At 71.2% G+C, this 26,465-nt stretch carries 21 protein-coding genes and 1 other RNA gene; 14 read left to right on the plus strand and 8 right to left on the minus strand.

All coding sequences use genetic code 11. The features are described from left to right. Positions 1-65: 65 nt before the first annotated feature. The 8 genes from ftsE (at position 66) to ABD785_RS31900 (ending at position 9,560) form a co-directional block, all read left to right on the plus strand. Complete coding sequence (ftsE, locus tag ABD785_RS31865; protein WP_344835710.1) at positions 66-755, plus strand: cell division ATP-binding protein FtsE; 690 nt, start codon at positions 66-68, stop codon at positions 753-755. A gap of 9 nt (positions 756-764) precedes the next feature. Beyond that, entirely contained in the window at positions 765-1,676 is a 912-nt protein-coding gene (gene ftsX, locus ABD785_RS31870; RefSeq protein ID WP_344835711.1) for a permease-like cell division protein FtsX, read from the plus strand. Between the two features lie 9 nt (positions 1,677-1,685). Further along, entirely contained in the window at positions 1,686-2,576 is an 891-nt protein-coding gene (locus tag ABD785_RS31875) for a S41 family peptidase (RefSeq protein ID WP_344835713.1), read from the plus strand. A 15-nt stretch (positions 2,577-2,591) separates the two neighbouring features. Beyond that, positions 2,592-3,068 carry an SsrA-binding protein SmpB gene (gene smpB / locus ABD785_RS31880; protein WP_344835715.1) on the plus strand — a complete coding sequence of 159 codons (477 nt, stop codon included), beginning with the start codon at positions 2,592-2,594 and terminating at the stop codon, positions 3,066-3,068. A gap of 61 nt (positions 3,069-3,129) precedes the next feature. Beyond that, positions 3,130-5,127 carry a penicillin-binding transpeptidase domain-containing protein gene (locus tag ABD785_RS31885; RefSeq protein WP_344835716.1) on the plus strand — a complete coding sequence of 666 codons (1,998 nt, stop codon included), beginning with the start codon at positions 3,130-3,132 and terminating at the stop codon, positions 5,125-5,127. A 327-nt stretch (positions 5,128-5,454) separates the two neighbouring features. Continuing rightward, positions 5,455-5,829, plus strand: a transfer-messenger RNA (tmRNA) gene (gene ssrA, locus ABD785_RS31890). Positions 5,830-6,199: 370 nt separating this feature from the next. Then, a complete protein-coding gene (locus ABD785_RS31895; protein ID WP_344835718.1) occupies positions 6,200-7,465 on the plus strand; it encodes a hypothetical protein in 1,266 nt (421 codons plus the stop codon). Positions 7,466-7,520: 55 nt separating this feature from the next. After that, entirely contained in the window at positions 7,521-9,560 is a 2,040-nt protein-coding gene (locus ABD785_RS31900; RefSeq protein WP_344835720.1) for an acyl-CoA dehydrogenase family protein, read from the plus strand. Here the strand turns inward: ABD785_RS31900 and ABD785_RS31905 are convergent, their stop codons facing one another. Together ABD785_RS31905 and ABD785_RS31910 are read right to left on the minus strand one after the other, a co-directional pair. Further along, the gene (locus tag ABD785_RS31905) at positions 9,561-10,430 is read right to left on the minus strand and encodes a hypothetical protein (RefSeq protein ID WP_344835721.1); all 870 of its coding nucleotides are present in this window, start codon (positions 10,428-10,430) and stop codon (positions 9,561-9,563) included. A 31-nt stretch (positions 10,431-10,461) separates the two neighbouring features. After that, a complete protein-coding gene (locus tag ABD785_RS31910) occupies positions 10,462-11,226 on the minus strand; it encodes an FkbM family methyltransferase (protein ID WP_344835722.1) in 765 nt (254 codons plus the stop codon). 86 nt (positions 11,227-11,312) lie between these two features. On the opposite strand from ABD785_RS31910, the gene ABD785_RS31915 reads away from it, so the two are divergent. Then, entirely contained in the window at positions 11,313-12,443 is a 1,131-nt protein-coding gene (locus tag ABD785_RS31915) for an acyltransferase family protein (RefSeq protein WP_344835723.1), read from the plus strand. Between the two features lie 28 nt (positions 12,444-12,471). Here the strand turns inward: ABD785_RS31915 and ABD785_RS31920 are convergent, their stop codons facing one another. Continuing rightward, positions 12,472-12,624: a hypothetical protein gene (locus tag ABD785_RS31920; protein WP_344835724.1), complete on the minus strand. Its 153-nt coding sequence runs from the start codon at positions 12,622-12,624 to the stop codon at positions 12,472-12,474. Positions 12,625-12,812: 188 nt separating this feature from the next. Between ABD785_RS31920 and lipB the strand changes: the two genes are divergently transcribed. Continuing rightward, complete coding sequence (gene lipB / locus ABD785_RS31925) at positions 12,813-13,478, plus strand: lipoyl(octanoyl) transferase LipB (protein ID WP_425547845.1); 666 nt, start codon at positions 12,813-12,815, stop codon at positions 13,476-13,478. On the opposite strand, the gene ABD785_RS31930 is transcribed toward lipB, so the two are convergent. The 4 genes from ABD785_RS31930 to ABD785_RS31945 form a co-directional block, all read right to left on the minus strand. After that, a complete protein-coding gene (locus ABD785_RS31930; RefSeq protein ID WP_344835726.1) occupies positions 13,386-17,279 on the minus strand; it encodes an alpha-(1->3)-arabinofuranosyltransferase domain-containing protein in 3,894 nt (1,297 codons plus the stop codon). The two genes, lipB and ABD785_RS31930, sit on opposite strands and share 93 nt — an antisense overlap. Further along, complete coding sequence (locus ABD785_RS31935; RefSeq protein WP_344835727.1) at positions 17,269-18,459, minus strand: glycosyltransferase family 4 protein; 1,191 nt, start codon at positions 18,457-18,459, stop codon at positions 17,269-17,271. Before ABD785_RS31935 ends, ABD785_RS31930 begins: the two co-directional genes overlap by 11 nt. A 13-nt stretch (positions 18,460-18,472) precedes the next feature. Further along, the gene (locus ABD785_RS31940; RefSeq protein ID WP_344835729.1) at positions 18,473-18,604 is read right to left on the minus strand and encodes a hypothetical protein; all 132 of its coding nucleotides are present in this window, start codon (positions 18,602-18,604) and stop codon (positions 18,473-18,475) included. Between the two features lie 62 nt (positions 18,605-18,666). Next, complete coding sequence (locus ABD785_RS31945) at positions 18,667-20,202, minus strand: MmpA family trehalose lipid delivery protein (RefSeq protein ID WP_344835730.1); 1,536 nt, start codon at positions 20,200-20,202, stop codon at positions 18,667-18,669. Positions 20,203-20,296: 94 nt separating this feature from the next. On the opposite strand from ABD785_RS31945, the gene pgfA reads away from it, so the two are divergent. The 3 genes from pgfA to ABD785_RS31960 all read left to right on the plus strand — a co-directional run bounded on the left by pgfA (position 20,297) and on the right by ABD785_RS31960 (position 23,866). Further along, positions 20,297-21,319, plus strand: coding sequence for a cell envelope lipid trafficking protein PgfA (gene pgfA, locus ABD785_RS31950; RefSeq protein WP_344835732.1), 1,023 nt, complete (start codon positions 20,297-20,299; stop codon positions 21,317-21,319). A 49-nt stretch (positions 21,320-21,368) separates the two neighbouring features. After that, the gene (locus tag ABD785_RS31955; protein WP_344835735.1) at positions 21,369-22,481 is read left to right on the plus strand and encodes an NAD(P)H-dependent flavin oxidoreductase; all 1,113 of its coding nucleotides are present in this window, start codon (positions 21,369-21,371) and stop codon (positions 22,479-22,481) included. A 245-nt stretch (positions 22,482-22,726) separates the two neighbouring features. Next, entirely contained in the window at positions 22,727-23,866 is a 1,140-nt protein-coding gene (locus tag ABD785_RS31960; RefSeq protein ID WP_344835737.1) for a thioester domain-containing protein, read from the plus strand. A gap of 35 nt (positions 23,867-23,901) precedes the next feature. Here the strand turns inward: ABD785_RS31960 and ABD785_RS31965 are convergent, their stop codons facing one another. Next, positions 23,902-24,720: a crotonase/enoyl-CoA hydratase family protein gene (locus ABD785_RS31965; protein ID WP_344835738.1), complete on the minus strand. Its 819-nt coding sequence runs from the start codon at positions 24,718-24,720 to the stop codon at positions 23,902-23,904. A 176-nt stretch (positions 24,721-24,896) separates the two neighbouring features. Between ABD785_RS31965 and ABD785_RS31970 the strand changes: the two genes are divergently transcribed. Beyond that, positions 24,897-26,462 (plus strand): acyl-CoA synthetase, encoded by a 1,566-nt coding sequence (locus ABD785_RS31970; RefSeq protein ID WP_344835739.1) that lies wholly within the window; start codon positions 24,897-24,899, stop codon positions 26,460-26,462. Positions 26,463-26,465: the final 3 nt, after the last annotated feature.

Consider the following 26,465-nt stretch of genomic DNA (forward strand, 5'->3'; position numbering starts at 1 on the left):
TCAGCCAACTCCGAGGGGGACACCATGGCCCATCAGCCCCTAGACTGGCGCACCGTGATGCAGCCGTGATTAATTTCGACAACGTCACCAAGGTCTACCCGAACCAGAACCGCCCAGCCCTCCAGCACTGCAACGTCGCCGTTGAAAAGGGCGAGTTCGTGTTCCTGGTGGGTCCGTCGGGGTCGGGTAAGTCGACGTTCCTTCGCTTGATCCTCAAGGAAGAGCGTCCTTCGCAGGGACACGTGTACGTGGCCGGCAAGGACCTCAACAAGCTGACCAACTGGAAGGTGCCGCACCTCCGGCGGCGCATCGGTTGTGTCTTCCAGGACTTCAGGCTGCTGCCCAACAAGAACGTCTTCGAGAACGTGGCTTTCGCCCTCGAAGTGATCGGCAAGCCCCGGCGCTTCATCTCCAAGGTCGTCCCCGAGGTCATCGACCTCGTCGGCCTCGAGGGCAAGGGCCACCGGATGCCGGACGAGCTCTCGGGCGGCGAGCAGCAGCGTGTCGCCATCGCGCGCGCGTTCGTGAACAGGCCGATGATCCTGCTGGCGGACGAGCCCACGGGAAACATCGACCCCGCGACCTCGATCGGCATCATGAAGGTGCTCGACCGGATCAACCGGACCGGGACCACCGTCGTGATGGCCACCCACGACGCCGCGATCGTGGACGCCTTCCGCAAGCGCGTGGTGGAGCTCGAGGACGGCAGGGTCGTGCGTGACCAGTCGCGCGGCGTCTACGGCCAGGCCTACTAAGGATTTTCGATGAGACTGCACTTCGTGTTCCAGGAGATCTGGATCGGCCTGCGCCGCAACCTGACGATGACGATCTCGCTCGTCATCACGGTCGCGATCGCCATGGCGCTGTTCGGCACCGGCATGCTGCTCAAGAAGCAGGTCGACTCCTCCAAGGGCTACTGGTACGACAAGGTCGAGGTGTCGATCTACCTGTGCACCAAGACGAGCTCGGAACCCAAGTGCAGCAAGAAGGACGCCACCGAGGACCAGATCGCCGAGCTCAAGGACAGCCTGAGCAAGCTGCCGGTCGTCGCCGACGTGAAGTTCGAGAGCAAGCAGGAGGCGTTCGACCGCTTCCAGAAGCTGTTCTCGAGCAGCCCCGGCATGTCCCAGGCGACCAAGGTCGGTGACATCCCGCCGTCGCTCCGGGTGAAGCTCAAGAACCCCGAGAAGATCAACGACGTGATCAGCCTGGGCGAGGCGTCCAAGGGCAACGGTGTCGACCAGGTCATCAACGAGCGCAAGCTGCTCGAGAAGCTGTTCAAGATCCTCAACGGGCTCCAGTGGGCGGCGCTGTTCATCGCGCTGATCCAGGTGTTCGCCTCGGTCCTGCTGGTCGGCAACACGGTCCGGCTGTCGGCGTTCAACCGGCGCCGGGAGACCGGCATCATGCGGCTGGTCGGCGCGTCGAACATGTACATCCAGCTTCCGTTCATCCTCGAGGGCGCGATCGCGGGCCTGGCGGGCGGCATCATCGCGGCGGTCATGCTGGTCGGCAGCAAGGTGCTGCTGATCGACCGGCTGGAGGACTCCCTCGGCTTCGCCAGCCACCTGACCTGGACGCAGGTGGCCGGGGTCATCATCTTCTCGGTCGCGGTCGGCGTGCTCCTCTGTGCGGGTGCCTCGTTCCTCACCCTGCGGCGGTACCTGAAGATTTAAGCTGCTCCTGTGGCACCTCCGGGCCGGGGCAGGGCGATCAGAGGGGCGGCCGTCGCGGCCGCCCTGGTGACGGCCTACGGCCTGGGAGCGGTCTCGAGCGGCCCCGGCCGTCCCTCGCGGATCGAGACCGCGGCCCACGAGCCCCCCTCGCTGCTCGACGAGGCGTCGCGGCGGATCTCGGCCTCGGCGGCGGAGCCCGTCGGCACCGACCGGCTCAGGAACGCGGCGATCGCCGGGATGCTCAAGGAGCTGGGCGACCCGTGGGCGCGGTACTACCCGGCCCAGGACTACACCGACTTCACCGGCTGGCTGAACGCCGAGCGCAGGTCCGTCAAGCCCGATCCCGAGACGGGCGACGTCACGGTGCGGCACGAAAAGCAGGTGACGGTCGTCCGGGTGGCGGTGTTCACTCGGGGGGTCGGCGCGCAGGTGCGCGCCGCGGTGCGCGGCTCGCGCGCGGTGATCCTCGACCTGAGGGGCAATCCGGGCGGGCTGCTGGACGAGGCCGTGGAGACCGCGTCGGCCTTCCTGGCCGCGGGACCGGTGGTGACGTACGAGAAGCGCGGCCTGGCCCCCGAGGTGATTCAGGTCACATCTCCAGGCGATGTGCGGGTCCCCGTCGTCGTACTGGTCGACGGGGGAACGGCGAGCGCCGCGGAGATCGTCGCAGGCTGCCTGCGGGACCGGGACCGGGCGGTGATCGTAGGATCACGTACGTTCGGGAAGGGGACGGTTCAGGAGCCGGTCAGGCTTTCGGACGGATCGGCGGTCGAACTGACCGTCGGTCGCTACCGTACCCCCGGCGGCCGTAACCTCGAGGGGGTCGGCATCGAGCCGGACGTGGCGGTCCGGTCGGCAGACGCCGAGCAGCGCGCCCGGGACGTGCTGGACGTTGAGTAGGGGAGAACTGAGCTAGTGCCGCGCGAACAGGGCCAGAAGTACATCGCCCAGAACAAGAAGGCGCGCTACGACTACCACATCGTGGACACCTGGGAGGCGGGCATGGTGCTGACCGGGACCGAGGTGAAGTCGCTGCGCCAGGGCCGGGCGTCGCTGACGGACGGCTACGCCGCCGTCGACGGCCACGACGAGGTCTTCCTCTACAACGTGCACATCCCGGAGTACTCGCAGGGCACCTGGACCAACCACACGGCCAGGCGGACCCGCAAGCTGCTGCTGAACCGCCGCGAGATCAGCAAGATCATCAAAGAGACCAACGAGCCGGGATTGACGCTCATCCCGCTGTCCCTGTATTTCAAGGACGGCAGGGCCAAGGTCGAGATCGGTCTCGCCCGCGGCAAGAAGGACTACGACAAGCGGCAGACCATCGCCAAGCGGGACTCCGACCGGGAGATCGCCCGGACGATGCGCGCACGGAACAAGGGCCGGTGAACGTCGAGTGACTCGAACGTCGAGGAGGACTCGCCGGATTCTGGCGGCCTCGACCGGTTCCGTGCTCGCCCTGGGCACTCTCTCGGCCTGCGCGCAGGCCTCCCCGTTCTCCACGGTCAAGGACTTCCTGATCGCCTGGCAGGTCGGCAACTACGACGCCGCCGCCAGGAAGACCGACGCCGCCGACAAGAAGGCCGTCGAGGCCGCCCTGGAGGACGTCAGGACCCAGCTGGACGCCGCCTCGCTGCGGCTCCAGCTCAAGTCGGCGCCGACCTCGGGAGTCCCCGACGATCCGGGCCGGGTGGACCGCAAGGGCGACGAGGCGTTCGCCCGGTTCGTGGTCCGGATCGACCTCGGTGAGAACGGCAAGCCCTGGCAGTACCTGAGCGGCATGTCGCTCAAGCGCTCCGGCGGCTCGTGGAAGGTCGTCTGGAGCCCGTCGGTGATCCATCCGTCCCTGAAGGACGGCGGAAGGCTCGCGGTCGTCTCCGAGACGCCCAGGCGCGCCCTCATCCAGGACAACAAGGGCAGGAGCCTGCTGCGGCAGGAGCAGACGGCCCTGATCGGCGTGGTGCCCGGCCAGGTGAAGAACGCGGCGGCCACCGCCAAGGCGATCGGCACGGCCACCGGCCAGGACGTCGAACGGCTCGAGGGCCGCATCTCCTCGGCCCCGCCCAAGGACTTCCTCCAGCTCGCCTCGCTGCCCGGCACCGACCCGACGGTCCTCAAGCTGCGGACGACGGCGCCGGACGTCAGGATCTTCGAGCGCGAGCAGCCCAACCAGCCGGTCATGGCCAAGGAGCTGCTCGGGTCCGTCGGTCCCGCCACCACCGACCTGCTGACCCAGGTCGGTGCGCCCTACCAGCCGGGCGACACCGTCGGCGAGTCCGGTCTCCAGCTGCTCTACCAGCGCCGTCTCGCGGGCCAGCCGAAGGTCACCGTCGTGGTCCTCAACCCCGGCGCGCCCGCCACGGTGGTCCAGGACTTCAACGAGAACACCGACGACACCACCGGCACGGGCACCGGGACCGGCACGACGCCGGGCGACCCCGGTTCCGACGACGAGGCCACGACCTCGGTCAAGGAGCCGCGCGCGGTCCGCACCACGCTCGACCGCGACTACCAGGCCAGGGCCGAGAACGCGCTGCGCCCGCTCAACCTGCCGGCCTCCATCGTGACGGTCAGGGCCCAGACCGGCGAGGTCGTCGCGGCGGCCAACAACAACACCGGCGGCGTCAACAAGGCCTTCCTCGGCCAGTACGCGCCGGGCACGATCTTCGCGCCGGTCCTGGCGGGCCCGATGTTCGCCAACGGCCGGCTCTCCCCCGGGCCCCAGGAATGCCCGGCGGCCAGCGACGCCGGCGGGGTGAGCCTGTCCTCGCCCGCCCGGAAGAACTCCACCGTCAGCCTGAACTTCGCCTCCGGCTGCCGGACGGCCATCGCCGGGCTCGGCGCGTCCCTGGACGCCAAGACCTACCGTGAGGCGCTGCGCTCCTTCGGCCTCGACGTCAACTGGGGCCTGTCGAACGTCCCGCACTCCACGGCGGTCGTGCCGGAGCCCAAGACCCCGGCCGACCAGGTCAACGAGATGCTCGGCGAGGGCCGGATCACCGTCAGCCCGCTGACGATGGCCCTGGTGGCCGCGGCCATCCAGAACAACGCCTGGCACGCCCCGAGCATCCTCGTCTCACCCTCCTCCGACGAGGCGCAGGACATCCGCAACCTGTCCCCGCGGGTCTTCAACGGCCTGAGCAGCATCATGCGGGCCGGGGTGAAGAACGGCGGCTCGGCCAAGGGCACCGGCTTCGCGGGCGGCCTCGTCTCGACGGTCACCATGCCCGACGGCAAGACGGTCTCCTGGTTCATCGGCTACACCACCAGCGACCTGGGCGTCGCGATCGCCGTCGAGGGCAACGTCAACATGGTGCGCCTCGCCCACGACCTGATCACCGCCAAGACCACCATCCCCACCCCGGCGACCCCGGGCACCACCGCGACACCCGGCACCACCGCGACCCCCGGCACCACCACGCCGACGGTCCCGCAGGTTCCGGCCTGATCGCGGACGATCAGCGACACGTCACGGCCCCGCCACCGGTTTTGTGATCACTTTGCCCAGAGTGATCAACCCGGAGCGGGGCCGGACGCGTCTCTACGGATGATCGGGGATCCCGCTTGGGGGGTTGCGGGCTCCGATCGCCGTGATGCGACCGGGGGCTCGCCTCGAGCGAGACCCTGTGTCCGGACCGGCCCGACCCTGCCGGTCACCCCGGTGGACGCCCGCTGTCGCGCGTCCACCGGGGTTCACGTGTCCCAGACGCGGCGGAATAACGGTTGGCCGCCGTGCGCTCTACCCGGTAAGCTGTCAGCATTGACAACTCCACATGGGGCTGACTGGTTTCGACTGCGGTAGTCGTGCCAGGAGAAGCGGGCCGAGGGTGGCTTACGCGACCTCGTAAATCCTGCGTTAGCAAACCAATAAGTGCCAACTCTAAGCGCACTGACTTCCAGCTCGCTGCGTAAGTAGCGACCTGTGGTCTGTCGGCCCGGGCTTGTCTCCGTCCCGGGATCCGGCATCGCTAGGAGACTCCACCTGTAACCCCGGTCACGGGGGGTGCAGGGAAACCAAACAGTGACTGGGCCTGGCGGTGTATTGCCTGTGAAAGCACCGAGGCCGAGTAGACCGATGCACAAGGCTGCGCCCGGAGAAGTCCTGTCTCATTGCCGTAGGACCAGGGTTCGATTCCCTGCAGCTCCACCCGTTCGTGGGCCGTCATGGCCGGAAGCTCCCGCTTCCCGCCGTGGCGGCCTTCGTCATTTCCCGGTCGCGCCGCGATTCCCGGTTACTGTCCAGTCGTTGGGACGGTGTTGATCCAAAGGGAGCGCTGGTGGTAGTTATGGGTGTGCTGTACGACACGTGCGAGGTCGGCAGGGCCTTTGGGCATGGGGGCTGCGGGGGTTTGGGGCGAACGGCGTTCTAACTTGTTATCGACGCGGGGCGTCAGAAATGTTGATCTTCGCGTAGCCTGTGCCGCATGTCCGATCAGGGGGAGCTTTCGGCGCGTCCGGAATCCGGAGTCGAAGGTGGAGCCGTGCAGCACGATAACGATGACTTTGAAGCCGGGATGCCCATGACGGGGCCCCAGGCTGTTTTTCCCGAGCCGGTGGCGTCGGGGGAGTACTCCGTCGTGCCTCCGCGCACGCCCGGACAGGGTGAGACGGGACAGAGCGAGACGGGGACGCCCGGCGCCGAGCCGCAGGGACCCGGGTTCGGCCAGGACGACCCGGGGGTCTTCAACGCCTTCGGCCAGGGTCAGGCGGCCCAGGGTCAGGCGGCCGCGGTGCAGCCGCAGAACGTCGCCCTGCAGGGTCACGGCGGCCTGACCGGCGAGCAGCCGGTGTTCCGGGCGCCCGCGGTGCCCGCCGCCAGGGAGGCCGAGGGCGTCGAGCTCGGTGAGCTCGACGAGGGGCCGGGAGTCGCGCAGTACGCGGGTGTGGACATGTCCGGGCCCGCGGAGCCGCCGAAGGCCGGGATCCCCTCCTCGGGGAACTGGCAGATGCCCGAGTGGATGCGCGAGGAGACCGAGGCCAACCGGCGGGCCGGCGGCCCGGTCGGCGGCGGCGGTTTCGACGAGGGCGAGATGAAGAAGGACCGCTCGCGGACCTTCCTGTTCGCCGGGATCGGCGTGCTGGCGCTCGGCCTGTTCGTGGGGCTCGCCGTGGTCGTGCTCGGCGGTGACGACGGCGCCAAGGACGAGGGCGCCACGCCCTCGAAGGTGCAGCCCGCCGACTCGCCCTCACCCGAGCCCGCCGACACCGTCGACGTTCCGTCCCCGCCGGACAAGGCGCTGGTCAAGTTCAAGGGGACCGCCTCCCCGGTCGTCGGAACGGTCACCGACGCCCTCTCCGGGCTCGTGTACCCGAAGTTCGGCGGCAAGTGGGTCGTGCCGACCAAGCAGAACAAGCTCGGCCAGTCCGGCTGGACCGGCCAGCAGATCATGGTCACCGAGCACGTCGGCACCCAGTACTGGTACGGCACCATCCTGTCCTCGCCGCTCAGCCCCATAGAGCGTCGCGTGGCCACCGAGGGCGACGTGAAGAAGACGGCCATCGCCGCCTCCGCGTCCCTGCGGACCCGGCTGTACGCCTTCCGGCACGCCACCAAGCCGGTCGCCTCCCAGGAGATCACGGTCTCCGGGCACAAGGGCTGGGTCGTCGCGGACTACCTGACCTACAAGCGTCCGGGGATCAAGGCCACCGGCGAGGTCGTCGTGACCGCGGTGGTCGACACCGGCAGGGAGGTCCCGGCCGTGCTGTTCGTCTCGATGCCGAACACCGCGAAGAAGTCCTGGCCGGACATCAACGCCGTCCTCACCAAGATGAAGATCGCCTCCTAGTCGCCCGAACGGCGTTCTAGTAACTTGTGACTTACCCCTTCCCGAGGAGTAGGTCATGGCCATCGGCGTCACCGAGGAACACGAAGCACTCGCCGCGTCCGCGCGCGGGCAGGTGGAGCGGGGTGAGCCCGCCGCCGACCTGTACGGCGTGCACCTGCCCGAGGAACTCGGCGGGCAGGGCGGGTCCCTGGTCGAGCTGGCGGTGGTCGTCGAGGAGCTCGGCAGGTCCCGGCACTCGGGCCCGTTCGTGCCCACGGTGCTCGCCTCGGCGATGCTCGCGGGGTCGGCCGGGGCGCGGGAGTTCCTGCCGGGCCTCGCCGACGGGTCGCTGCGTGCGGCCGTCGCCCTGACGTCCGGCCTCGTGCGCGACGGGGAGAGCGTCTCGGGGACGGCCGGAGTCGTCCTCGGTGCGGCGGGCGCCGACCTGTTCCTGCTGCCGGTGGGCGAGTCCTGGGTGGTGCTCAGGGCCGGGCAGGTGACGGTCTCGGAGACCGAATCCCTCGATCTCGACCGTCCCGTGGCCGCGGTGGCGGTGGACGGGGCCGTCGCCCCCGAACTCGTGCTCGACGACGCCCCGATCGCGGTGGTCCTCGGGGCGGAGGCCTGCGGCGTCGCGGCCCGGGCCCTCGCGGACGCGGTCGACTACGCCCTGGTCAGGGAGCAGTTCGGCGGGCCGATCGGCCGGTTCCAGGGGATCAAGCACAAGCTCGCGCGGATGCTCGTGCTCGTCGAGCGGGCCCGCGCCGCGGTCTGGGACGCGGCCCGTTCGCGTGATCCCTACGCGGTCGCCTCCGCCGCCGTCCTCGCCCCGGATGCCGCCGTCCGGTGTGCCGCCGACAACATCCAGGTGCACGGCGGGATCGGCTACACCTTCGAGCACGACGCCCACCGGATCTACCGGCGGGCGCTGACCCTGCGGGCCCTGGTCCGGCGCGGCGAGGACGCCCTGGCCCTGCTGGCCCTCGCGGGCGCGAGGCCGTCGACGGGACTGGAGCTGCCGGCGGAGGCCGGGCCGCTGCGCGAGCGGATCGCCGCCGAGGTCGCCGGGCTGGCCTCCCTGGACGTCTTCGCCCAGCGGGCCGCGATGGCCGCAGGGGGATGGGTGACGCCGCATCTGCCCGTCCCCTGGGGGAGGGACGCCGGGCCGCTGGAGCAGGTCGTCATCGCCCAGGAGCTGAAGGCGGCCGGGGTGCGGACCGTCCCGCTGATGATCGGGTCATGGGTGGTGCCTTCGCTGGTGGCCTACGGCTCGGACGAGCAGCGCGAGCGTTTCCTGCCGCCGACCCTGCGCGGCGAGATCATCTGGTGCCAGCTCTTCAGCGAGCCCGAGGCGGGCAGCGACCTGGCGTCCCTGCGGACCAAGGCCGTGAAGGTCGAGGGCGGCTGGGAGATCACCGGGCAGAAGATCTGGACGTCCCTGGCCCGCGAGGCCCAGTGGGGCATCTGCCTGGCCCGCAGCGATCACTACGCCCCCAAGCACCAGGGCATCACCTACTTCCTGGTCGACATGGCCTCGCCCGGCATCGAGATCAGGCCGCTCCAGGAGTGCACGGGCGACGCCGTCTTCAACGAGGTCTTCCTCGACACCGTCTTCGTCCCCGACGAGCTGGTCGTCGGCCCGGCCCACTCCGGCTGGCAGGTCGCCCGCACCACCCTCGCCAACGAGCGGGTCGGCCTGACCTCCTCCTTCCAGCTCGGCGCCGACCTGCCGAGCCTGGTCCGGCTGATGAACGAGCTGGGCGCCGCGAGCGACCCGGTGGCGCTGCGCGGGCTCGGCGCCCTCGCCGCAGACGAGCACGCCTACCTGCTGCTGGGCCTGCGGGCGACGATGAAGCAGCTCTCGGGCACCGACCCGGGCGCGACGGCCAACGTCCGCAAGCTGGTCGCGATGGAGCACGGCCAGCTCGTCACGGAGTTCGGCCAGGAGCTGCTGGGCGACCGGGGCGCACTGACCGGAGGCTGGAAGGCGGCCCTGCCCGAACGCTGGACGCGCTACCTGCTGGCGTCGCGGGCCATGACGATCGGCGGTGGCACGACCGAGGTCAACCTGAACGTCATCGGCGAGCGGCTGCTGGGACTGCCGCGCGACGCCTGATCACTTGAAGGTGTAGGCCACGCCGAGGCCCGCTCCGCCGATCATGCCGACGCCGCTCATCTGGAACAGGACGGTCACGTCCTTGAGCTGGCCCTTGGCGGGCGGGCCCACGGCCAGGTCGCTCACGTTGACGTTCAGCCCGGACAGCGCGGTGATCGGGAACTTGTCGCGGTAGTCCGAGGGCAGGAGCGGATAGAAGATCGTGGCCGGCAGGCCGTTGATCGTGTAGGTGTAGAACGAGGTCTTCTTGACCCGGGCCTTCTGGACGCCCGGGTAGTTCTTCACCAGGCGCGTCAGGGTGTGCGGGTCGGCGTTGATCAGGATCTCGTCGAGCTGGAACGAGGTCAGGGTCTCGGTCTTCACGGGACCGCTGCCGACCCGGGTCTTGCGGGTGTTCCCCTTGATCGTGACGACCGTCGTGGAGAACTTCTTCACGCACTTCTTGCCGTTCCACTTCGAGCGGACCGTCGTGGCCCGCATCGTGAACTTCGGCGGGAGCGTGAAGGTGGCCTTCTCCTGAAGGCACTCGTTGCCGGTGACCTGGAAGGTCACCAGGTTCGTGAGCCGGTCGAAGGAAGTGATCTTCGTCGGGACGGTCGCGGGCTTCGGGAACTGCTGCTGCGGGGGCGGCGGCGCCTGCTGCGCGGGGGGCGGCGGCGCGGCCGGGAGCGCGGGCGAGGTGACGGGCGCCTGGACGAACGGCTTGGGGGCCCCGGGATAGTCCTCGGACACCGGGGTGACCTCGGTGTCGATCGCCCGCCCCGCCTCGAACGGATTCCCGATCTTGACCAGGCTCAGGGTCGCCGTCGGGATGAAGGCGATGGCAATGATCGTGACCAGGCCGATGGTGCGGTCGGTACGACGATCCACGGGACTTCCTCCTGGGGGCTCAGGGGAGAATTCAACCGCATAGAACCCATAAGTAACAACGGCGGGGGTGACGGAAGACTACTGAATTCACATATCGGTCGCCCGGCCGGAGGACCCTCGCGGGGAAACTGCGACCTAGTTGGTATGCGCGGGCGGCCTGATGGGCGGCCAGATCGAACTCCGCGAGGGGCTTCCCGGCCACCGAACCCTCGTAGCCCCAGCCGTCCAGGAGGTCCAGGACGGGCCCGACGGTGCCGTGCCTGGCCTCGAGTTCCAGCAGCAGGACGGGCAGGTCGCGGCGGATCGTCAGCTCCGCTCCGCGCAGGGCCGCGAGCTCGTGGCCCTCGATGTCCATCTTGACGAAGCGCAGGTCGTCCAGGCCGAGGTCGTCGATCCGGACGGTCGGCACCGGGGTCGCGGCGGCCTCGCCCTCGGGCCGGTGCTCCACCGAGGAGATCCCGGCGAGCGCCCCGCCGGGAGGCCGCCAGAGGGTGGCGCCCGCTGTGTGGTCGGAGGCGGCGGCGGAGATCACCCGGGCGTCGCCGAAGGTCCGCTGGAGGAGCGCGGCGAGGCCGGGGTCGGCCTCGATCGTCACGACCCGGTCGGCGTGCCGCAGGAGCCGCTGGGTCCAGGGGCCGAACCAGCCGCCGACGTCGAGGGCGGTGCCGCCGGGCGGGACCAGCCGGCCGAGGTCCGCCAGTTCGGGCTCGATCCGCGGATAGGCGCGCCTGATCACCGCGCCGAGCAGGGGCTCGGGCGTCAGTGCGGCGATCGCCCGGGCGGCGCGCTGGCTCATGGGACCAGACCGTACCCGGCACCCCGCGTCAGGGGGCAAACTGGGCGGACCCGCCTTCCGGAACGGCGGCGCCCCCGGAGAAGACCATGCAGCCCACCCTCGTGCGGACCCGGCACCTGGCCGCCCTGGACGGGTTGCGCGCCGTGGCGATCCTGCTCGTGGTGGTCCTGCACGTCGCCGGGGCGACCGGGACGCTCTCCTCCGACGCCCTGCTCTGGCGGATGGCGGCCAACGGCGGCGTCGGTGTGACGATCTTCTTCGTCCTCTCGGGCTTCCTGCTCTACCGGCCCTTCGCCCGCGCCGCCCTCGACGGCTCGCCGCCCCCGTCCGTGCGGCGCTACCTGCGGCGGCGGGCGCTGCGGATCCTGCCCGCCTACTGGCTGATGCTGGCGTTCACGCTGCTGGTGTTCACCGAGAACAGGCCGCACGCGGGCTCGGCGCGCACCTGGCTGGAGTTCCTGACCCTCACCCACCCCTACGACCCCGGAAAGTGGTGGCAGGGGCTCGGGCCCCGCGGGCTCGGCCCGATGTGGAGCCTGTCGGTGGAGGCCTCGTTCTACCTGCTGCTGCCCGTCCTGGCCCGGCTCCTGCACCGGTGGGCCCGCGGGTCGGCGGCGCGGCTGCTGGCCGGGATCGCGGTGCTGGGCGCGCTCTCGCTGGCCGAGGCGATCGCGGTCAGGTGCGGCGGGAACATCGATCTGCTCTTCGCCAACGAGCAGCTGCTGCCCCGCTCGCTGGTGATCTTCGCGGCGGGGATGGCGCTGGCGGTCCTGGCCGAGCGCCCGACGGCCCTGTCCGAGGCGGCGGGGGCCGCCCCCGGCATCGGCTGGGTGGTGGCGCTCTGCCTGCTCGCCCTGGTCTCCACGCCGCTCGCGACGCCCGGGTACGGCCCGCAGAACGCCGCCCAGTACGTGGTCACGATCGTCCTCTACCCGCTGATCGCGCTCGCGCTGGTGGCGCCCGCGGCCCTCGCCCCGGCCCATCCGCTGACGACCGGCCTGCTCGCGAACGGCCCCCTGGTCCAGCTCGGCCTGGTCTCCTACGGGGTCTTCCTCTGGCACTCACCGGTGATCGAGTCCTGGTACGCCCTCACCGGACGCCCCGCCTACGCGGGCGACTTCTGGCTCCTCCTGCTCGTCGTCCTGGCCGTCTCGCTGGTGATCGCCTCCCTCAGCCACACCTTCGTCGAGGAGCCCGCCCAGCGCCTGGGCCGATGAGAACCTCATGCCTCATTGCTGACATCCGTCACCGGGCGGAGACGGGGGAGGTCGCGAGACTTCCGGCGTGAAGATCCGGGAGTTCGACGGGCTGCGCGGTCGTGGTCGGGACCGCCTGGACGGCCGGAGCGCTCGGCGGTGCCGCCCCGCTGAGGGTCGCGCCCCTGGCCTGGCTCGGCACCCTGTCCTACGGGATCTACCTGTGGCACATGGCGGTGATCGAGGGCTGGTACCCGGCCACCGGGCGGCCGGTCCGGGGCCATGACTTCGGCACCGTGACGCTGGTCACCGCGGTCGTGGTGCTACCCCTGGCCGCCCTCACCTACGCCCTCCCGGAGCTGCCCGCGCAGGGATCGGGGCGTGGTACCAATGGAAACTGTGAAAGTTCGCCCGCTGGCCCTCATCGACGACACCGACCGGCTGATCGAGTACTCGGCCGCCATGGACCGGATGCAGGAACTCTTTGAGGAGCGCGTCGCGGAGCGGCGGCCCGACACGCTCTGGCTGCTGAGCCATGAGCAGATCTTCACCGCGGGCGTCCGCACCGACGAGGAGCACTACCCCGCGCCCGAGGCCGGGATCCCGGTGCTGATGACGCGGCGCGGCGGCCAGCTCACCTACCACGGCCCGGGCCAGCTCGTCGGCTACCTGATCGTCAGGCTCCAGCCGGGCGAGGGCGTGGTCGACTACATCCGCGAGGTCGAGCACCGGCTGGTCGAGGCCATCGGCAAGGCGGGCGTCACGGCGGAGCGCCGGGACACCCCGAAGGGCTCGGAACTGCTCACCGGCGTCTGGACCGCCGACACCGGACGGAAGATCACCTCGATCGGGATGCGGGTCGGCCGGAACGTCACCACGCACGGTTTCGCGGTGAACGTCGACGGCGATCTCACGCCGTGGTCGCTCGCGGTCGCCTGCGGGATGCCGGACGTCGACATGACCTCACTCGAGCGCGAACTCCGGGACGCGGGCCTGCCCGTCCCGTCCTTCGGTGACTTCGCCAGGACCGTCGCCGAGGTCTTCGAGGCGTCCTGACGCGCACAGCACCGTGAGCATCGCGGTGTTCAGCACCGCGGGCACCCAGCCGGTCAGCGCGTCATAGGGCCAGGTCACACCGTGCGCGGCCAGCACCGGGGCCAGCGCGGTCGAGCAGCCCGCCAGGGACACCAGCACCGTCACCGCCCACGACGGGAGCCGCCTCGCCCACGCCAGCGCCGCGAGGGCGGCCACCAGCCCGAACGGACCGGCCGTCCACAGCGCCACGAGCAGCCCGGCGGCCGGCAGCCACCACGCGCGCGGGACCGCGGCCGGGAGCGGTGGCGCGGGGCGTCGCGGCGGCAGCGCGGCGAGGAGCACGACCAGCAGGACCAGGGCCGCGCCGCCGAGCAGGGCCAGCCGGTAGGGCCGGTCCGGGCCGTAGACCAGGCGGACGGTGCCGTGGGAGCCCGCGGGCAGCTCCCATGCCTGCTTCCAGCCGTCGAGTTTGACCGGGGTCAGGCGGCGGCCGTCCAGGGTGGCGGTCCAGCCCTTGTTGAAGTTCTCGGTGACGCCGAGGTAGGACGCGGCGGGCGCGTCGACCACGACCGAGCGTTCCGCGCTCGTCCAGGTGGGCGTGGTCGCCGCGGTGGAGGGGACGGCCGCGGCCCGGGGGCCGGTCAGCGCGGCGGAGGCCACCAGGAAGGAACCGCGCTCCAGCGTGAACCGGTGGTGGCCGGGACCCCTGGAGACGTCCGTGCAGCCCGCATAGGGCAGGGGACGGCCCGCGAGGACGTCCTGGACGGTCCCCCCGGTCAGCCGGGTCTCGATCCGGCGCCCGTCGAGGGTGAAGGCGGGCCCGGAGCCGCAACGGGTGGGAAGGGCGGCCGACCGCGGCAGTCCGGGAAGCCCGGAGACCTCGCTGACCTGGGTGTTCTCCGGGAAGCTGAGCTTCAGATGCCGGGCCTTCAGCGGCGCGAAGGTGATCGTCGAGCCGTCGGCGTAGACGTCCCTCGAATCGCGGCCGTTGGAGATCACGACATGGACGGGGTCGCGTTGCGGGGAGCCGAAGCGCAGGCCGAGCCGGGACAGGGTGACGGTCCGCCCGAGGTCGCGGGTGAGCGTGGGGTGCTCGTCGTCGGCGCCGGGGATCCAGGTGGTCGTGTGGTCGCCGTCGAAGGCGGCGCGGGCGGCGTCGGCGGGGTGGGCGGCCGAGGTGGAGGAGGCCGAGATCCCGGCGGCCCCGGTCAGCCGGGCGATCATCTCGGGCGAGGTCATGATCGCGGAGCCGGTGAGGGCGACCTTCCCGGCCGGGGCGTCGAAGGAGCGGTCGAAGGCGTCGCCCTCCTCGGAGCCCACGCCCAGGACGGGCGAGCAGACCCAGGCCTCGGGCCCGCGCACGCAGGGCGGCGCGGCGCCGGTCAGGCCGGTGAAGAGCTGGTCGCGGGCGGTGGCGGGCAGCGCGATCGAGCGGGTGGGAGCGACGCCCGGCACCGTGAGCGAGGAGATCGCGACCCGGGTGCCGGGGACCGAGGCCCGGACGGTCCTGGTGATCTCGATCCGCAGCCAGGTGGTCCGGCCGGGCGGCACCTTCAGGGTCTGCGCCCCGGCGGTCCTCCGGACGGGCTGGACCGACCGGCCCGCGGCGGTCTCGACCGCGACCTCACGGACGGCGGGCCCGAGCAGGTCGCTCCGCTCGAACGCGGCGGTGACGGTGCCGGGATCCACGGGCGCGTCGAAGGCGACCTTCAGCCACTCTCCGGCCGCGCCCTTCCAGCCCCCGGATGTCCAGGAGGTGGCGGGGTCGCCGTCCAGCGCCGCGTACGGGTGGTGGGCCCGCGCCCCGGCGGAGGGGACGGCGTCGAGATCGGAGGAGCTGGAGGAGGCGGTGACCGAGGCGATCCCCGACAGGACCGCCACCGACGGCCGCCAGCCGGGCTCGGTGAAGTCCTTGACCCGGGCGGTGCCGGTGTAGGGTTCGCCGGCGGTCATCGTGGGGGAGCCGCCGCCGCGCAGGTCGGAGAAGGCGACCTCGCGCCTGCGCAGGGTGTCGGTGGCGATGCCGGGCGTCCCGGAGTTGAAGATCACCGGCCCGGTCAGCAGGCCGGCGTCGGCGAGGTCGAGCAGGGCCTCGGGGCCGCCGTCCACCCGGAGGGGCTCCGCCGCCGTGACCGCGGCCGCGGGCGCCGGGGCGAGCTCGTAGATCTCGACCGGGTCGTAGCGCTGGTCGACCGAGGCGGAGGCGTCGGCGAAGGGGAAGCCGACCGGGTCGCCGAAGGCCGCGATCCGCTCCAGGCCCATGCCGTCGAGGGCGGTGTGGACCCGGGCGGGCCAGGCCCCGTCCAGCGCGGCGCGGTCGATGTCGTTGCGGACCAGGAGGTAGCGGACCCCCATGCGCTCCAGGACGATCTTCAGCCCGGCCGTGCCCCGGCCGGTGGCGAACCGCTGGTCGATCGCCTCCATGAGCCTGGCCGTCCCGGCCGAGCCGCCCGGAGTGACCATCCGGCCGGCCCAGCGGCCCTGGAACAGGGTCTGGAGCGGGTCGTCCATCGAGTCGCCGTAGAGGTAGCGGCCGAACTGCTGGCCCGGAACGGCCAGGACGGTCCCCTCGGGACGGGCGTCCAGCCAGGACGTCACCGAGCGGACGTACTTCGGGATCTCCCGGGGGGCGTTCGGGACGCCGAGTCCGGGCGACAGCACGGGGAAGGCCGCCAGGACGACGGCGGCGATCACCGGGACCCGGCCGTCGAGGACCCGTCCGCGCCATCGCAGCGGACGCGGCCGCAGATGGGCGAGCCCGAGGACGATCGGTAGCCGGAGCAGGGGATCGAACTTGTGGAGGTTGCGGAAGGGGGCGAGCGGCCCGTCGAGCAGTGAGCGGAACGTGCCGGAGAACAGGGAACCGTCGTGGCCCGTCACGATGATCGCCAACCCGAGCAGCACGGCGGTGACCAGCCAGTCCCGGTGCGGGGAGCGCCGCAGCCCGGCGAGGCCGAGGCCCGCGACCAGCGCGGTGACGGCGACCAGCCAGGCGGTCGTCGACAGGGCGAATCCGGCGGGCCACCAGGGGCTGAACCCGCCCGGCAGATAGCCGTTCCACTGCGGGGTCCCGCGCAGGACGTTCGTCAGCGACGTCACCGACGTGGTGGTCGTGGCCGTCTCGGTGTAGGGGAGGAAGGGGAAGATGTAGCGGCCCATCAGGGCGGTCGGGGCCAGCCACCAGAAGGTCGCGGCGGCCGTGAGCGGCAGCCACCACGCCAGCAGCCGCCTGCGCCGCACCAGCAGGTAGACCAGCGGCACCGCCAGGACGGCCAGCTCGGTGATCGCGTTGACCCCGCCGAAGCAGGCCACGGCCAGCGCCGACAGCGCCGCGGCCCGGCGCGGCGACCGGCAGGCCACCAGCGGCAGCAGCACCCACGGCAGGACGGCCGTCGGCCAGAACTCCGAGGAGTTGGAGCCGAGGAGCTCCTGGGCGCGGGGGGCCAGCGCGTAGGCGAACCCGGCGAGCAGCCGGGCCCAGGGCGTCCCGATCCGCAGGGCCCCCGAGAGCCTGACCACGCCGAGGAAGGCCGTGCAGAGCACCAGCGAGAACCAGAGCCGCTGGGTGATCCACGGCGTGACGTGCAGGGCGTCGAAGAGCCAGTAGAAGGGGCCCATCGGGAAGAAGTAGCCGTAGGCCTGGTTCTGGACCTGCCCGAACGAGGCGGACGGGTCCCACATGTGCAGCGCCCGGGCGAGGAAGCGGCCGGGGGCGAGGGCCATGTCGAGCTTGGTGTCGGGCAGGATCCGGCCGGGCGCGGTGCAGAAGGCGACCGTGACCAGCACGAGCAGGGAGACGGCCGTCCGGCGGTCAGTCCTCATCCAGATCGCCCTGGATCAGCCGGATCATCAGGTCGCCGCTGGACTCCCAGGTGAAGGCGGAGGCCCAGGCGGTGCAGGCGGCGGCGATCTCGGGACGGCGGGCGTCGAGGTCCTTGAGGGCCCGGACGATCGTGTCGGCGAGGTCCTCTCCCGGCACGGCGAGCCAGCCGGTCTCGCCGTCGCGGATGGCGTCGCGCAGCCCGTCGACGTCGTAGGCGACGGTCGGGACGCCGAGCGCCGCGGCCTCGATCACCGACAGCCCCCAGCCCTCGTACCGGGACGCCGACACGTGGAGATCGGCGGAGGAGAGCACGCGCCGCTTGTCCTCCTCGCTGAGGAAGCCGTGCAGGATCACGGTCTCCTCGAGCCCGAGCGCGGCGATCCTCGCGCGCAGGGCGTCGTGCTGCTCGCCCCGCCCGACGATGTGCAGCCGCAGCCCCGGCCGGCGCTCGCGCAGGTGGGCGGCGGCCAGCACGAGCCGGTCGACGCGCTTGTGCGCCACCAGCCGCCCGACGCAGACCAGCGAGGGCCCGCCGGTCTCCGCGGCGGGCGCGGCGGCGGTCTTCTCGGCGGCGGCGGGCTCGGGCAGCAGCGGTGTCCCGTTCGGGACGATGTGGACGGGCCCCTGCCAGCCGAGCCGTTCGCGCAGCGCCCGGACGGTCGACCGCGACACCGCGACGGTCGGATGCCGCCGGTAGAGCCGCCGCGCGACGGGTCCCTCGAGGAACCGCCCGAAGGAGGCGAGGAACCGCCCGAAGTAGACCTGGAACTGCTCGGCGTGGACGTGGTGGACCAGCAGGATGATCTTCGTGCGGGAGGAGAGCGCCAGCGGCGAGAAGAACGGGATGCCGTTCATGCAGTCGATCGCGACGTCGAAGGAGCCGCGGTGCCGCAGGAGCCAGGAGAAGACGAGGGGATAGCGGGAGTAGGTGCCGCCCCTGCGGACGATCCGTATGCCGTCCCTGGTCTCGGTGCGGGGCTGGCCGGGTTCGCGGCTCGTCACGAAGGTGACGTGCGCGCCGCGCCGCCGCAGCTCCCGGCTGATCCGCCAGGCGTACAGCTCGGCGCCGCCGGCGGCGGACTGCCAGGGATCGCGCCAGTTCACGAAGACCACGCGCGAGACCGGCGCCTCCCCGCTCGGGAACCGCCGCGCCGCCGTCGCCCCCGCTACCCGAGCCACATCCGCCGCGTGCCTAGTTTTTTCCGTAGTTGTAAAGCTCGCGGCCCGCCTTGGGGTCGGGCTTCGCGGTCGCGGCGTTCACGATCGCCACCGAGGAACCGGTCGCGAGCAGAACACCGGCGATGATCGCGATCATGATGCGCATCGGTGACTCCTCTCCACAGCCGGTCAAGATTAGTGGCCTTTATAGCAAATTGACCAGAGTGCTCAGAGCAGGATGACGGTGATCGTGGGGGCCCGGAGCACGACTTTCCCCGACAGGAAACGGTTCTCGGTGGTCCCGTCGGCGATGACGACATAGCGGTATCCGGCGGCGCGGAAGGCCTCGGACGGGTCGCCGGGGGCCTTGAGGAGGGCGTCGGCCTCGATCGCCAGCGGATCCTCGCGGGCGAGCTCGACCCGGCCCACCTGGAGGCCGTCGTTCCAGACGACCCGGCGCGAGAGCATCCGGGGGATCGGGTTGATCACGGCGCGGCCGTCGTTCCAGTCCGGCCTGCGGTAGGCGCCCCAGGGAAGCGACAGCGCCTTCCCCGGCGCGGGGTCGGCGTTGATCAGCTTCTGGGCGGCCAGCCAGTCCCGGGGGTAGCCGACCGAGCCGAGCTGCCCGAAGACGCCCCAGGCCAGCATCGGCAGCAGCGCGACCGGCGCGATGATCACGTACCAGGCCCGCCGGGGCCACCCCGCGGCGAGGTGCCCCGCGCCCAGTGCCGCGCCCAGGGCGAGCGCGCCGATGAAGAGCTGGCCGTCGCGGAGCACCCCGAACCCGGCCCAGTGGGAGATCGCCCAGCCCAGCGCGGACCGTCCGGGAGCGGAGATCCCGACGCAGGCCAGAGCCAGCCCGGCGGTCCCCGCGTACAGCGCGCCCCTGGCGGTGGGGGTCCGCTGGACGGCCAGCGCGGTCAGCGCGGTGAGGCAGAGCCCCAGCCGGAGCAGCGCGGGCAGCAGGGCGGAGTAGCCGGGCGGGACGGCCTCGGTGTTCCAGATCCCGCCGAGCGACAGGAGGCTGCCCAGGGTGGACAGCGGCGTGTCGGGACGGGCGGCGAACACCCCGACCCCGGCCGGGTCGGTGGCCGTCCCGGAGGCCCGCAGGGCGGGCACCAGCCAGGGCAGCGCGAGGACCGTGAGGACCGCCGCCGTGCGGACCAGCCCCCTTCCCCGGACGGCGATGAGCGCCCCGGCCGCGACCAGGGCGGTCAGGTTCATCGCGGCGAACCCGCCGATCGCCGCCGGGACGAACGCGAGCGCCAGCCGGGGCAGCGGAGCCCGGCGGACGATCGCGCCCAGCACCCAGGGCAGGCCCGCGTAGCCGAGCAGCAGGGCCCACTGGCCGAGCAGGAGCCGCTCGGCCACGTAGGGGTTCCAGACGGCGACGACCGCGGCGGCGATCCGCGCGAGCGTGACGTCGGGGACCAGACGGGCGGCGCCCGTCGCGGCGATCGCGAAGATCGACAGCAGGATCAGCTGCTGGGACCAGGGGATCGCCGACAGGAGGGCGGCGAACGCGTCGCTCGGCACCTGGCGGGGGAAACCGCCGGTCCGGCCGAACATCGGGTCGGTGATGGCCGGATGCGGCACGAAGACCATGTCGTAGGACAGCACGTAGCCGGGACGGAGCGCGGGGCCCAGCATCAGGGCGCCGAGCCCCAGCCCGGTGAGCAGGGGGAGCGCCCGCCGCATGATCGAACCGTCCTCCGTGGCCTCGGTGGTGGTCCCCGAGACTACGGTCCAGTTTCGACTTTTCACGACAAAGGTCCTCGATGGGGCGTTCCGGTATGGTTACGCGTCAGTACGTCGGGCTCACACCCGCACTTCTCACACACACTTCCAGGGGCGGCGAATGCGGCGCGGCGGCTTTCTGCTGGTCATGCTCGGGGCGTTCTTCCTCACGCTCGCCCCGCTGATGCGGTTCTACGTGGCCGACGGGGTCGTCCGGGCGCCGCTGGACTTCTACCAGCAGGTGTCCCTGAGGGACGAGCACGGCACCTATCTGGACCTGTTCAGCGGCAAGGTCCACGACGACACCGAGGTCGGCGCCTACCTGACCGTACGCGGCGACGTGCGCTCCGGGACCGACGACGTGGCGGTCTGGAACACCTTCCTGGCCTTCTCCGCCGGTGACCGGACCGTCCGGATGGTCGACTGGTGGCTGGCGATGGACCGCACCAGCGGCCAGCTGATCAACGGCTTCAAGGGCACCCAGGTCGACAAGGACCCCGCGGTGGCGCAGTCCGGCTACGGGCTCATGTGGCCGGTCGGCAACGTGCAGAAGCGCACCTACGAGTTCTACGACGTGATCTCCAAGCGCACCTGGCCGATGCGGTACACCGGCTCGGAGATGGTGCGGGGGATCCACGCCTACAAGTACGTCCAGGTCGTCGAGCCCACGAAGATCAGCCAGGTGACGGGCAAGCAGTGGGCCACCACGGTCGGGCTGCCGAAGAAGCACCCGAACGTCAGCGTCGACGGCTGGCACCAGGCGACCAACACCTACTGGGTCGACCCGCGCACCGGCATGCCGATCAAGTCCCAGCTCTCGGTCAACGAGACGCTGCGGACCCGGGACGGCAAGAACGAGGGCACCTTCCTCACCGCCGACCTGGTCACCGAGGAGAAGGACGTGAAGGCGCTCGCGGACCGCTCCGACCACTACGCCCAGCGGATCGACCTCGTCCGGACGGTCATCCCCGGCATCGCCCTCGTGGCGGGATTCGTCCTGCTCGCGCTGGGCGGCGTCATCACCCTCTACGGCGGCGGCCAGGGCCCGAAGAAGGCCAGGCACGCCAATCCCACCCGTCCCGCGGGTGAAGTAGAACAGGTTCCGCCCGCCCGCGCCGACCTTGCCGCTGACCGCCGAAAGTAGAACTAGAACCCGTTGCAGTTCTACTTTTGATTCGCCTACTCTCTGAGGCGTGCGGACACGTGTAACCGAATTGTTCGGTATCGAGTACCCGATTTTCGCGTTCAGTCACTGCCGCGACGTCGTCGTCGCAGTGAGCCGCGCAGGCGGCATGGGCGTCCTGGGTGCGCTGTACTTCACGCCGGAGGAGCTCGAGCTCGAGCTCAAGTGGATCGACGAGCACGTCGGCGGCAAGCCGTACGGTGTGGACGTCGTGATGCCGGCCAAGTACGAGGGCGCCGACCTGGGAGACGCCGAGGAACTCCTCGGAAAGCTGCAGGGCATGATCCCGCAGCAGCACAAGGACTTCCTGGAGGAACTCCTCGCCGAACACGGCGTGGAACCGTCGAACGAGAGCGCGGGCCGCGCCCTCCTCGGCTGGACCGACCAGACGGCCCGCCCGCAGGTCGAGGTGGCGCTCCGGCACCCGATCGCCCTGCTGGCCAACGCCCTCGGCCCGCCCCCCGCGGACGTCGTCGCGCTCGCCCACGAGCACGGCGTCAAGGTCGCCGGGCTCGCGTCCAGCGCGCGGCACGCCCGCAAGCAGGTCGAGGTGGGCGTCGACATCATCGTCGCCCAGGGAACCGAGGCCGGCGGTCACACCGGCGAGATCTCCACGATGGTCCTGATCCCCGACGTGGTCGACGAGGTGGGCGAGGAGGCCATCGTCCTCGCCGCCGGCGGGATCGGCCGCGGCCGCCAGGTCGCGGCGGGCATGGCCCTGGGCGCCGAGGGCGCCTGGACCGGCTCGATCTGGCTGACCGTCGACGAGGCCGACACCCCCCAGCAGGCCATCCCCAAGCTGCTGGCGGCGACCTCGCGCGACACCGTCCGCTCCCGTGCCTGGACGGGCAAGCCCGCCCGCTTCCTCAAGACGGCCTGGACCGAGGCCTGGGAGTCGGAGAAGTCCCCCGGCTACCTGCCGATGCCCATGCAGTTCATGCTCATCTCCGACGCGCTCCGGCGCATCGGCCGCTCCGGCGACGGCGAGCTGGTCACCTTCCCGGTGGGCCAGATCGTCGGCTCGATGAACCAGGTGAAGCCGGCCGCCCAGGTCGTCTACGACCTCATGGCCGAGTACATCGAGGCCATCGAGCGCCTGACGACGATCACCGAGGCCGAGTGATCGCCGCAGTCGGGTAAGCCCCCCAGACAGGCGCCCTCGGCCGATTCCATCCTCCCGGCCGGGGGCGCCTCCGCGCGTCGTGGCCCGCGCGCGCCCCGAAGATCACTCTGTGGGAACGGTGATGGTCAACGCCCGGTCAAAGCGGCACGGGCGCGGCGCGCGCCGTGCGATCGTGCGACTTCGGGTTGGTCCATCTCGGGTCGGGGGCGAAGTTGCGACGGTACCGGTTGCTCGTACTGACGGTTGTGGGTGCCGCGTTGCTCGGCCCCGGCGGGACGGCCCACGCGGGGCGCACCGATCCCCTCCACCGGCACGGCGGCCACGGCCCCGCGGAGCTGACGCTCATCGAGCAGGTCGGCGGCCGGGACGTCACCGGCTCGGTGCGGGGCGGCCCCGTCGAGAAGCACCGCGCCGGCATCCTGACGGCCGGAGGGCGGGACGGCGGCACCCTCAAGCGCCTCTACTGCATCGACATCGCGCGGGACACCGGCCCCGGCGTCTCCTACGAACGCGGCGAATGGACCACGGCTAACGTCCCCGGACTCGGATACGTCGCCCAGGTGCTCCACGACTACTACCCGGCCACGGCCCGGCCGTCCTCGCTGGAGACGGCGGAGGAGAAGGCGGCGGCCGTCCAGGCGGCGATCTGGTTCTTCACCGACGACTACGTCGTCAGCGCGGACGACCCGCTCCAGCCGGCGGTCCAGGAGATCATCGACGCCGTCACGGCGAAGGGCCCGTCCGGGGAGCGGACCCGCGGCTCCCTCACGATCGAGGGTCCCGTGCGGGGGAGGCCGGGCGAGATCATCGGCCCGTTCACCCTCTCCACCCAGGCCCGCGAGGCCAAGGTGACCGTCGTCGACGGCCGCCTCTACTCCGACGCCGCGGCCACGGTCCCGCTGCCCGGCGGCTCCCCGGTGAAGAACGGCGGCACCTTCTACGTCCGCCGCGACGGGGCGGGCAGCACCCGCGTCCAGGCGACCGCGTCACTGACGACCCCGTCGGGCAACGTCTTCCTCTATGCCCCGGACGACGTCGACGACCCGCAGCCCGCCCAGGCCCAGAAGCTGATCCTGGCCGAGCAGGCGACCCTCCCGGTCACCGCGGCGAAGAGGATCACGTTCCGGGCGCCGAAGGTCGCCGCCGCCGAGCTCGCGCCGCCGGGGAAGCCCGAGACCCCGCCGCACGGTCCCGTGGCGAAGAAGACCGCGGCCGCCCCACCCGTCCCCGGCCCGGAAGAGCACCGGACCGTCCCCGCCGTACAGAACGCGGGGCTCCCGCTGACCGGCGCGTCCCTGCGCGGCCCGCTCCTGGCGGCGGCGGCCCTGCTGCTGACCGGGGGCGGCCTGGTGGTGGCGGCGCGCCGCCGCCGCGCCCGCTCCTGATCGTCGCGCGGTGCCCGGCGGCCGTCCGGCCGGTGCTACCTGCCCTCGTACCTGGCGGGGCGCTTCTCGCGGAAGGCGCGGGAGCCCTCCTTGGCGTCCTCGGAGCCGATGACCGGCCAGCCGATGCCGTCGGAGACCTCCAGCGCCTCCTTCTCCGGCAGATGGGCGGTCTCGCGGTAGGTGCGCAGGATCGCCTGGACGGCCAGCGGCCCGCACTCGGCGATCTGGTCGGCCAGTTCGCGGGCGGCCTTGAGCGCCTCGCCGTCGGGCACGACCTTGTTGATGAGGCCCATGGCCAGGGCCTCGTCCGGGCTGACCGAGCGGGCCGTCAGCAGGATGTCCATGGCGGCGGCGTAGCCGATCTGGCGGGGGAGCCGGATCGCCGAGCCGCCCATGGGGAACAGGCCGCGCTTGGCCTCGAACAGGCCCAGCGTGGCGGACTGCGCGACGATCCGCAGGTCGGTGCCGATGAGCAGCTCGGTGCCTCCTGCCACCGCGTAGCCCTCGATGGCGCAGATGATCGGCTTGGTCGGGACGGCCTCGCGCAGCAGGCCCTTCCAGTGGAAGTTCGGGATCTCGCCCGCCCGCTGCTGGACCCTCGGGTCGGCGGAGGGGGTGCCCATGGCCTTGAGGTCGGCGCCCGCGCAGAAGTCGCCGCCCGCGCCCGTCAGGATCCCGACCCGCACCTCGGTGGTCTCGGAGATGTAGGCCCAGGCGTCGGCCATGCCGACGAGCATGTCCGAACTGAGGGCGTTCTTGGCTTCTGGCCGGTTCAGTGTGACGATGACCACATGGCCGTCCTGTTCGACGGTGCAGTGGGGGGTGCTGATCGGCAGCTTCTCGGGACCGCTCATGGGTGGCACGCTCTCCTATGCAGGCAGCAAACAAGAACAGATTCTAGTTAGCCGATCTCCAGCGTAACAACCCACCGACCCGCCCTTGCCGACTCAAACTGGAACGTGATCTACTGCGGTTCTGGACTTGAGTCTCACACTCTCGAACACCACCCCCGAGTGCAAGGGAGATCCGCATGGGGACGCTGGGCTTCTGGCGGCTCGCAGAGAAGGATCCTGACTGGATCGCCGCCGTGGACCCCGACGGCACCGAGCATCGCGCCGGTGACCTGCTCGCCCGGGCCAACAAGCTGGTCCACGCGCTGCGCGGACTCGGGCTGGAGAAGGGCGACGGTGTCACGGCGCTCGTCCCGAACGGCGTCGACGGCCTGGTGGTCTACCTGGCGGCCCTGCAGGCAGGCTGGTACTACACCCCGATCAACTGGCACCTGACCGGGCCCGAGATCGGCTACATCGTCGCGGACGCCGAGGCGAAGGCCTTCCTCGTCCACGAGAGGTTCGCCGACCTGGGCGTCGCGGGCGCGGACGCGGCCGACCTCGACCCCCGCCGCCGCATCTCCTTCGGGAAGGTCTCCGGGTTCACGCCCTTCGAGGACTTCACCCGGGACGCCCCCGGCACCCTCCCCGAGGACCGCAGCAACGGCGCCGCGATGCACTACACCTCGGGCACCACGGGACGGCCCAAGGGCGTCAAGCGCAAGCTCGCCGGCATCGACCCCGACGACAGCGCCGAGCTGATGACCTTCCTGCTGAGCTTCTTCAAGTACACCCCCGGACGCCCCGTCACCGGGCAGCACGAGGCCCACCTGGTGACGTCGCCGAACTACCACACGGCGGTCACCCAGTTCGGCGGCTCCTCGCTCCACATGGGCCACACCCTGGTCTACATGGACAAGTGGGAGGCCGAGGACACCCTCCGGCTGATCGAGAAGCACGAGATCACCAACACGCACATGGTGCCGACGCACTTCAAGCGCCTCCTCACCCTCCCCGAGGAGACCCGCGCCAAGTACGACACGAGCTCCATGAAGCAGGCCATCCACGCCGCCGCCCCCTGCCCCGTCCCGATCAAGCACCAGATGATCGAGTGGTGGGGCATGTGCGTCTGGGAGTACTACGCGGCCACCGAGGGCGGCGGCACCGTCGCCTCGCCCGAGGACTGGCTGGCCCACCCGGGCACGGTCGGCAGCAAGTGGCCGATCTCGGAGCTGCTGATCGTCGACGAGGACTTCAACGAGGTCCCCGCCGGAACCCCCGGCACGATCTACATGAAGATGATGGGCGTCGAGTTCGAGTACAAGGGGGACCTGGAGAAGACGAAGAAGGAGCGCCTGCGCGACTACTTCACCGTCGGGGACATCGGCTACCTCACCGAGGAGGGCTTCCTGTTCCTGTCGGACCGCAAGTCGGACATGATCATCTCGGGTGGGGCGAACATCTACCCCGCCGAGATCGAGAACGAGATCATCCTCCACCCCAAGGTCGCGGACGTCGCCGTGTTCGGCATCCCGAACGAGGAGTGGGGCGAGGAGATCAAGGCCGTCATCGAGCCCGCCGCAGGCGTGGAGCCCGGTGCCGCCCTCAGTGAAGAGATCTTCGAGTTCCTCAAGCCGCGCCTGGCCAAGATGAAATGGCCGCGCACGATCGACTACACCGAGTCCCTGCCCCGCGAGCCCAACGGGAAGCTGCTGAAGCGCAAGCTCCGCGACCCGTACTGGGCGGGCCGGTCGACCGCGATCTGACGG

Source organism: Actinocorallia longicatena (assembly GCF_039534125.1).
Lineage (GTDB): Bacteria > Actinomycetota > Actinomycetes > Streptosporangiales > Streptosporangiaceae > Actinocorallia > Actinocorallia longicatena.

Excerpts from the sequence above, each read along its gene's own strand:
- ABD785_RS31895 (WP_344835718.1), top strand. The coding sequence starts at position 6,200 with ATGACGGGGCCCCAGGCTGTTTTTCCCGAGCCGGTGGCGTCGGGGGAG.
- ABD785_RS31970 (WP_344835739.1), top strand. The coding sequence starts at position 24,897 with ATGGGGACGCTGGGCTTCTGGCGGCTCGCAGAGAAGGATCCTGACTGG.
- ABD785_RS31940 (WP_344835729.1), bottom strand. The coding sequence starts at position 18,604 with ATGCGCATCATGATCGCGATCATCGCCGGTGTTCTGCTCGCGACCGGT.
- ABD785_RS31900 (WP_344835720.1), top strand. The coding sequence starts at position 7,521 with ATGGCCATCGGCGTCACCGAGGAACACGAAGCACTCGCCGCGTCCGCG.
- ABD785_RS31915 (WP_344835723.1), top strand. The coding sequence starts at position 11,313 with ATGCAGCCCACCCTCGTGCGGACCCGGCACCTGGCCGCCCTGGACGGG.
- ABD785_RS31910 (WP_344835722.1), bottom strand. The coding sequence starts at position 11,226 with ATGAGCCAGCGCGCCGCCCGGGCGATCGCCGCACTGACGCCCGAGCCC.
- pgfA (WP_344835732.1), top strand. The coding sequence starts at position 20,297 with ATGCGGCGCGGCGGCTTTCTGCTGGTCATGCTCGGGGCGTTCTTCCTC.
- ftsX (WP_344835711.1), top strand. The coding sequence starts at position 765 with ATGAGACTGCACTTCGTGTTCCAGGAGATCTGGATCGGCCTGCGCCGC.
- ABD785_RS31930 (WP_344835726.1), bottom strand. The coding sequence starts at position 17,279 with ATGAGGACTGACCGCCGGACGGCCGTCTCCCTGCTCGTGCTGGTCACG.
- ABD785_RS31965 (WP_344835738.1), bottom strand. The coding sequence starts at position 24,720 with ATGAGCGGTCCCGAGAAGCTGCCGATCAGCACCCCCCACTGCACCGTC.
- lipB (WP_425547845.1), top strand. The coding sequence starts at position 12,813 with ATGGAAACTGTGAAAGTTCGCCCGCTGGCCCTCATCGACGACACCGAC.